This window comes from Cupriavidus basilensis (assembly GCF_029335485.1).
Taxonomy (GTDB): Bacteria; Pseudomonadota; Gammaproteobacteria; order Burkholderiales; family Burkholderiaceae; genus Cupriavidus; species Cupriavidus basilensis_E.
In genome coordinates, this window is record NZ_JARJLM010000171.1 from 1 (window position 1) to 5,959 (window position 5,959).

The window sequence follows — 5,959 nt, forward strand, 5'->3', positions numbered from 1 at the left end:
CCATTCCTCCCGGACGCCTCCCATGAAATTCTGCTCGAACTGCGGCCATGCGGTCGTGCTGCGCATCCCTGATGGGGATAGCCGCCCACGCCATGTGTGCGACAACTGCGGCACCATCCACTATGTCAACCCGCGCAATGTGGTCGGCACCATCCCGGTGTGGGAGGACAAGATCCTGCTGTGCAAGCGCGCCATCGAGCCGCGCTACGGGTTCTGGACGCTGCCGGCCGGCTTCATGGAGATCGGCGAGACCACCGCGCAGGGGGCCGCCCGCGAAACGCTGGAAGAAGCCGGTGCCCGCGTGCAGGTTGGCGAACTGTTCTCCATCCTGAATGTGCCGCATGTGCATCAGGTACATATGTTCTACCTGGCGACGCTGGACGATCTGGATATCTCGGCGGGCGAGGAAAGCCTCGAGGTGAAGCTGGTCGATGAAGCCGACGTCCCCTGGGATGAACTGGCCTTCCCCACCGTGATCCATTCGCTGCGCTGCTTCTTCGCCGATCGCGCGGCGGGGCGGCTGGCCGACGGCACCTTCCGCCTGCACAGCCTGGATATCGACAAGCCGATGCGCCCGCTGACCAGCCGGGCCACGGTCGAACCCTGAACGCGGGCGCACGCCCTGTAACCCTGCATGATCACCTGGCTGGATCCGCATGATCCGTTCCCGCCGGTCGAGCGTGCGCTCGGCCCGGGCACCGACGCGCCCGGCCTGCTCGCGGCCAGCCGCGAACTCTCGGCCCAGCGTCTGCTGCTGGCGTACCGGCAAGGCATCTTTCCCTGGTATGCGGAAGGCCAGCCGGTGCTGTGGTGGAGCACCGACCCGCGCATGGTGCTGGCGCCGCAGGCACTGCGGGTTTCCGCCACCTTCCGCAAGACCCTCAAGCGCGTGCTGCGCGACCCCGACTGGGAAATCCGCGTCGACCACGACTTTGTCGCGGTGATGCAGGCCTGCGCCCTCACCCCGCGCGAAGGCCAGCACGGCACCTGGATCACCGAGGACATCATTGCCGCCTATGGTGCGCTGCACCGCAACGGCCTCGCCCACTGCGTGGAGAGCTGGTACCGCGGCGAACCCGCGGGCGGCTTGTATGGCGTGGCGCTCGGGCGGATGTTCTACGGTGAATCGATGTTCGCGCGCCGCAGCGACGCGTCCAAGATCGCGCTGGCCGCGCTGTGCGCGTTCCTCGGCAATCACGATGTGGCGATGATAGACTGCCAGCAGGAAACCGATCATCTGGCTTCGCTTGGCGCGAGTCCGATTCCGCGTGCGGATTTCGCGGCGCATGTGCGCGTCGCCACGCGCCAGCCCGATATCGTTCCGTGGCGCTTTGACAAGACGGTGCTGCAGCGATGGACGCAGGCTCAGGATCCGGCACAGGCACAGATGGAAAAGGCATAAGGCACGCCCCGCCGGACGCGCCGCTGCCGGACAATATGGGCTTGCAGGCTTGCCTTGAGGCCAGCGCGCCACCTCGCCGCGCCGCCGGCTACCTCGCGTTGCTGTTTCATTCCTGGCCGTTTCAGACAAATGAGCAAGCTTAAGGAACTACCCCTTTCCGCGCTGCAGTTCTATGCAACGGCCCCCTACGCTTGCAGCTACCTGGACGGCCGCATGGCGCGCTCGCAGGTGGCCACGCCAGCCCACCTGATCAATGCCGACGTTTATTCCCGGCTGGTGCGCGCCGGCTTCCGGCGCAGCGGCATCTTCACCTACCGCCCCTATTGCGATGAATGCCACGCCTGCACGCCATGCCGCGTGGTGGTGGAGCAGTTCCATCCCGACCGCAGCCAGCGCCGCGCGTGGCGCCAGCACGCAGACCTGCAGGCGCTGGTGGCGCCGCTGACCTACGTCGAAGAGCACTATTCGCTATACCTGCTGTACCAGTCGATGCGCCATGCAGGCGGCGGCATGGACCAGGACAGCCGCGACCAGTACGAGCAATTCCTGCTGCAGAGCCGGGTCAACTCGCGCCTGGTGGAGTTCCGCGAGCCGCCGGGCTCGCCGCAGGCCGGCCGACTGCGCATGGTCAGCATGATCGACGTGCTCGACGACGGGCTGTCCTCGGTCTACACCTTCTACGACCCGCTGGAACTGCATGCCAGCTATGGCACCTACAACATCCTGTGGCAGATCCGGCAGGCCCGCGAACTTGGCCTGCCCCACCTGTACCTCGGCTACTGGATCGCCGACAGCCGCAAGATGGCCTATAAGGCACGCTACCAGCCGCTGCAGGTGCTGACCGCAAACCAGTGGCGATCGTTCGAGGCGCTGGCGGTCTCCGCGCCTCCCGCGCCGCCGGCATCCCCCACCGCTGCGCCAGTGATCCCGCCGCAAGCGGCCGACGACGCGCCATAGGGCAGCCGCCGCATGCCACTGTGCGCGTACGCCGGCCGGCCACGCTCCGGCCCAACCGTTACAATGCCGCCTTGGTCCCGACTTCCAGGCTGATTCCCCTGTGCTGAACGCGCTCTACCCCCTGTTTCGCCCCGCCCTGTTCTCGATGGATGCGGAGGACGCCCACCATTTCACCCTAAACAACCTGCTGCGCGCCAAACGCCTGGGACTGGCCGGCTGCATCGGCAATACCATCGCCGACGACCCGCGCACGGTGATGGGCGTGCGCTTCCCCAATCCGGTCGGCCTGGCCGCGGGGCTCGACAAGGACGGCGCCTACATTGACGGCCTGGCCACTTTCGGCTTCGGTTTTATCGAAGTGGGGACGGTGACGCCGCGCGCGCAGCCGGGCAATCCGCGCCCGCGCATGTTCCGCCTGCCGCAGGCGGACGCACTGATCAACCGCATGGGCTTCAACAACGGCGGCGTCGACGCCTTCATCTCCAACGTCAGGGCTTCGCGCTGGAAGGCCGAGGGCGGCGTGCTGGGCCTGAACATCGGCAAGAACGCCGATACGCCGATCGAGCGCGCGGTGGACGATTACCTCTATTGCCTGGAACGGGTCTATCCGCACGCCAGCTACGTCACCGTCAATATCTCGTCGCCCAACACCAAGAACCTGCGCCAGCTGCAGGGCGCAAGCGAGCTCGACAGCCTGCTCTCCACGCTCAAGGACGCGCAGCAGCGCCTGGCTGACCAGCACAAGCGCTATGTGCCGCTGGCGCTCAAGATCGCGCCCGATCTCGATGCCGACCAGATCGGCAATATCGGCGATGCGCTGGTGCGCCACCGCATCGACGGCGTGATCGCCACCAACACCACCATCGCCCGCGACGCGGTCAAGGGCCTGCCGCATGGCGAGGAAGCCGGCGGATTGTCCGGCCGGCCGGTGTTCGCGTCGTCCACGCGCGTGGTCAAGGGCCTGCGTGCCGTGGTCGGGGATACGGTTCCCATCGTGGGGGTAGGCGGCATCTTCAACGGTGCCGATGCCAAAGCCAAGATCGCCGCCGGCGCGCAGCTGGTGCAGGTGTACAGCGGACTGATCTATCGCGGGCCGGCGCTGGTCAAGGAATGCGCCGCCGCCCTGCGCGCCTGACAGCCAGCCGGACCCAACCTCCCCGAACCCTGGAAGCCCGCAAGCCTGCGGCGCCCGACAAGGAAGAAAGCCAATGGAAACCACCCGTCTGGGCCGCAGCGACCTGCAGGTCTCGCGCATCTGCCTCGGCACCATGACCTTCGGCGAGCAGAACACCGAAGCCGAGGGCCACAGCCAGCTCGACTACGCCGTGTCGCGCGGCATCAACTTTATCGACACGGCCGAGATGTACCCGGTCAAGCCGCGCGCCGAGACCTATGGCAGCACCGAGCGCATCGTCGGCAGCTGGCTCAAGCGCCAGCGGCGCGACCGCATCGTGCTGGCCACCAAAGTGGCCGGCCCGGCACGCATGCCATGGATCCGCAATGGCGGCGACCTGACCCCCGACAGCATCCGCACCGCTGTGGATGCCTCGCTGGCGCGCCTGCAGACCGACTATATCGACCTGTACCAGATCCACTGGCCGGCCCGCAACGCGCCCATCTTCGGGCAGAAGCAGTTCGACCCCGCCAAGGAGCGCGAATGCGCTTCGATCCAGGCCCAGCTCGAAGCCATGGGCGAGCTGGTGCGCGCGGGCAAGATCCGCTACGTCGGCGTCTCGAATGAAACGCCGTGGGGCGTGGCCGAGTTCGTCAAGCAGGCGGAGCTGCACGGCCTGCCGCGCATCGCCACCATCCAGAACCCGTACAACCTGCTGAATCGCAGCTTCGAACAGGGACTGGACGAGGCCTGCTTCCGCACCGACGTCAGCCTGCTGGTCTACAGCCCGCTGGCCTTTGGCCAGCTCACCGGGAAGTACCTGGGCGGCGACCTCGCGCAGCCGGTGTTCGACACGCAGGCCAAGGGCCGCCTGACACGCTTTCCGCCCGACTGGAGCCCGCGCTACCTGCGTCCGGAAAGCCTGGCAGCCGCCGCCCGCTATGTGGCGCTGGCGCGCGAGCACGGCATCTCGCCGGCGACGCTGGCACTGGCCTGGAGCTACTCGCGCTGGTTCGCGGCCAGCACCATCATCGGGGCCACCTCGCTGGAGCAACTGCGCGAGAACATCGATGCCTGGCAAGCCCCCCTGCCCGAAGGCGTGACGGCGGCCATCGCACGCATCCACGCCGAGATCCACAACCCCGCCCAGTAGCCTTCCGGCGCTCCCCGCACCGATACCCGTACGCCACCCGGAGCCGCCCTCAGCGCGCTCCGGGACTGGCGTTTCCCCCTACAGACACACCGGAACCGGGCAAATCGCACGGCGGAAATGGTATCCTCGCAGGCTTATCGCCGTCGTATCCGCTGCGCCCCGGCAACCGCCCGCCTGCCGCCTGGTGAGTCGCTTGCGCAACGGACCGTCCGGCCGGCGCCACGCGCCGCCGGGCAGGACGGCGGACCAGACCTCAGTCAAAACGAATAGCGGCTTATCACCCAGAACCCACTCCGGGGGAGATCAAAACCATGAAGTGTCTCAAGACATCGACCAAGACCATCCTGGGCAGCGCCGTGGCCCTGGCACTGCTGTACGGCGGCGCCGTTCAGGCCCAGACCGTCAAGGTACTCTCGATCGTCGACCATCCCGCGCTGGACGCCATCCGCGATGGCGTGCGCGACGAGCTGAAGACCGCCGGCTATGACGCCGACAAGAACCTGAAGTGGGAATACCAGAGCGCGCAGGGCAATACCGGCACTGCCGCCCAGATCGCCCGCAAGTTCGTCGGCGACCAGCCCAATGTGATCGTCGCTGTCGCCACGCCGTCGGCCCAGGCCGTGGTGGCCGCCACCAAGTCGGTGCCGGTGGTGTACTCCGGCGTGACCGACCCGGTTGCCGCCCAGCTGGTCAAGAGCTGGGGCGCATCGGGCACCAATGTGACCGGCGTGTCGGACAAGCTGCCGCTGGACCGCCAGGTCGCCCTGATCAAGCGCGTGCTGCCCAAGGCCAAGACGGTGGGCATGGTCTTCAACCCGGGTGAAGCCAACTCGGTGGTGGTGGTCAAGGAACTGAAGGCGCTGCTGGCCAAGGAAGGCATGACGCTGAAGGAAGCCGCCGCGCCGCGTACGGTCGACATCGGCGCCGCCGCCAAGAGCCTGATCGGCAAGGTCGACGTGATCTACACCAACACCGACAACAACGTGGTGTCGGCGTATGAGGCCCTGGTCAAGGTCGCCAACGAGTCGAAGATCCCGCTGATCGCGGCCGACACCGACAGCGTCAAGCGCGGCGCCATTGCCGCGCTGGGCATCAACTACGGCGATCTCGGCCATCAGACCGGCAAGGTGGTGGTGCGTATCCTGAAGGGCGAGAAGCCCGGCACGATCGCTTCGGAAACCAGCGACAAGCTGGAACTGTTCGTGAACACCGGCGCAGCCGAGAAGCAAGGCGTGACGCTGTCGCCCGAGCTGATCAAGGAAGCGAAGACCGTCATCAAGTAATCACGGCACGCTGACCCTGCGCGTTCGCGCGCAGGTGGCTCTACGGCTCT

At 67.0% G+C, this 5,959-nt stretch carries 6 protein-coding genes; all 6 read left to right on the forward strand.

The genetic code is table 11. The annotated features are described in order from the left end of the window. Positions 1–22: 22 nt before the first annotated feature. The 6 genes from P3W85_RS10145 to P3W85_RS10170 all read left to right on the forward strand — a co-directional run bounded on the left by P3W85_RS10145 (position 23) and on the right by P3W85_RS10170 (position 5,909). The gene (locus P3W85_RS10145; RefSeq protein ID WP_017231099.1) at positions 23–607 is read left to right on the forward strand and encodes an NUDIX hydrolase; all 585 of its coding nucleotides are present in this window, start codon (positions 23–25) and stop codon (positions 605–607) included. A 27-nt stretch (positions 608–634) separates the two neighbouring features. Then, a complete protein-coding gene (gene aat / locus P3W85_RS10150; protein ID WP_017231098.1) occupies positions 635–1,402 on the forward strand; it encodes a leucyl/phenylalanyl-tRNA--protein transferase in 768 nt (255 codons plus the stop codon). A 129-nt stretch (positions 1,403–1,531) separates the two neighbouring features. Next, positions 1,532–2,359 carry an arginyltransferase gene (locus P3W85_RS10155; RefSeq protein WP_276264697.1) on the forward strand — a complete coding sequence of 276 codons (828 nt, stop codon included), beginning with the start codon at positions 1,532–1,534 and terminating at the stop codon, positions 2,357–2,359. A 100-nt stretch (positions 2,360–2,459) separates the two neighbouring features. Further along, on the forward strand, positions 2,460–3,494 hold the full coding sequence (locus tag P3W85_RS10160; protein WP_017231096.1) for a quinone-dependent dihydroorotate dehydrogenase: 1,035 nt from the start codon (positions 2,460–2,462) through the stop codon (positions 3,492–3,494). 73 nt (positions 3,495–3,567) lie between these two features. Beyond that, a complete protein-coding gene (locus tag P3W85_RS10165) occupies positions 3,568–4,626 on the forward strand; it encodes an aldo/keto reductase (protein ID WP_017231095.1) in 1,059 nt (352 codons plus the stop codon). Positions 4,627–4,937: 311 nt separating this feature from the next. Next, positions 4,938–5,909, forward strand: a complete 972-nt coding sequence (locus P3W85_RS10170) for an ABC transporter substrate-binding protein (RefSeq protein ID WP_276264698.1) — start codon at positions 4,938–4,940, stop codon at positions 5,907–5,909. The last annotated feature ends 50 nt before the right edge of the window (positions 5,910–5,959 follow it).

What these genes read in the sequence shown, in the direction of transcription:
- P3W85_RS10145 (WP_017231099.1), top strand. Translation starts at nt 23, where the DNA reads ATGAAATTCTGCTCGAACTGCGGCCATGCGGTCGTGCTGCGCATCCCT.
- aat (WP_017231098.1), top strand. Translation starts at nt 635, where the DNA reads ATGATCACCTGGCTGGATCCGCATGATCCGTTCCCGCCGGTCGAGCGT.
- P3W85_RS10155 (WP_276264697.1), top strand. Translation starts at nt 1,532, where the DNA reads ATGAGCAAGCTTAAGGAACTACCCCTTTCCGCGCTGCAGTTCTATGCA.
- P3W85_RS10165 (WP_017231095.1), top strand. Translation starts at nt 3,568, where the DNA reads ATGGAAACCACCCGTCTGGGCCGCAGCGACCTGCAGGTCTCGCGCATC.
- P3W85_RS10170 (WP_276264698.1), top strand. Translation starts at nt 4,938, where the DNA reads ATGAAGTGTCTCAAGACATCGACCAAGACCATCCTGGGCAGCGCCGTG.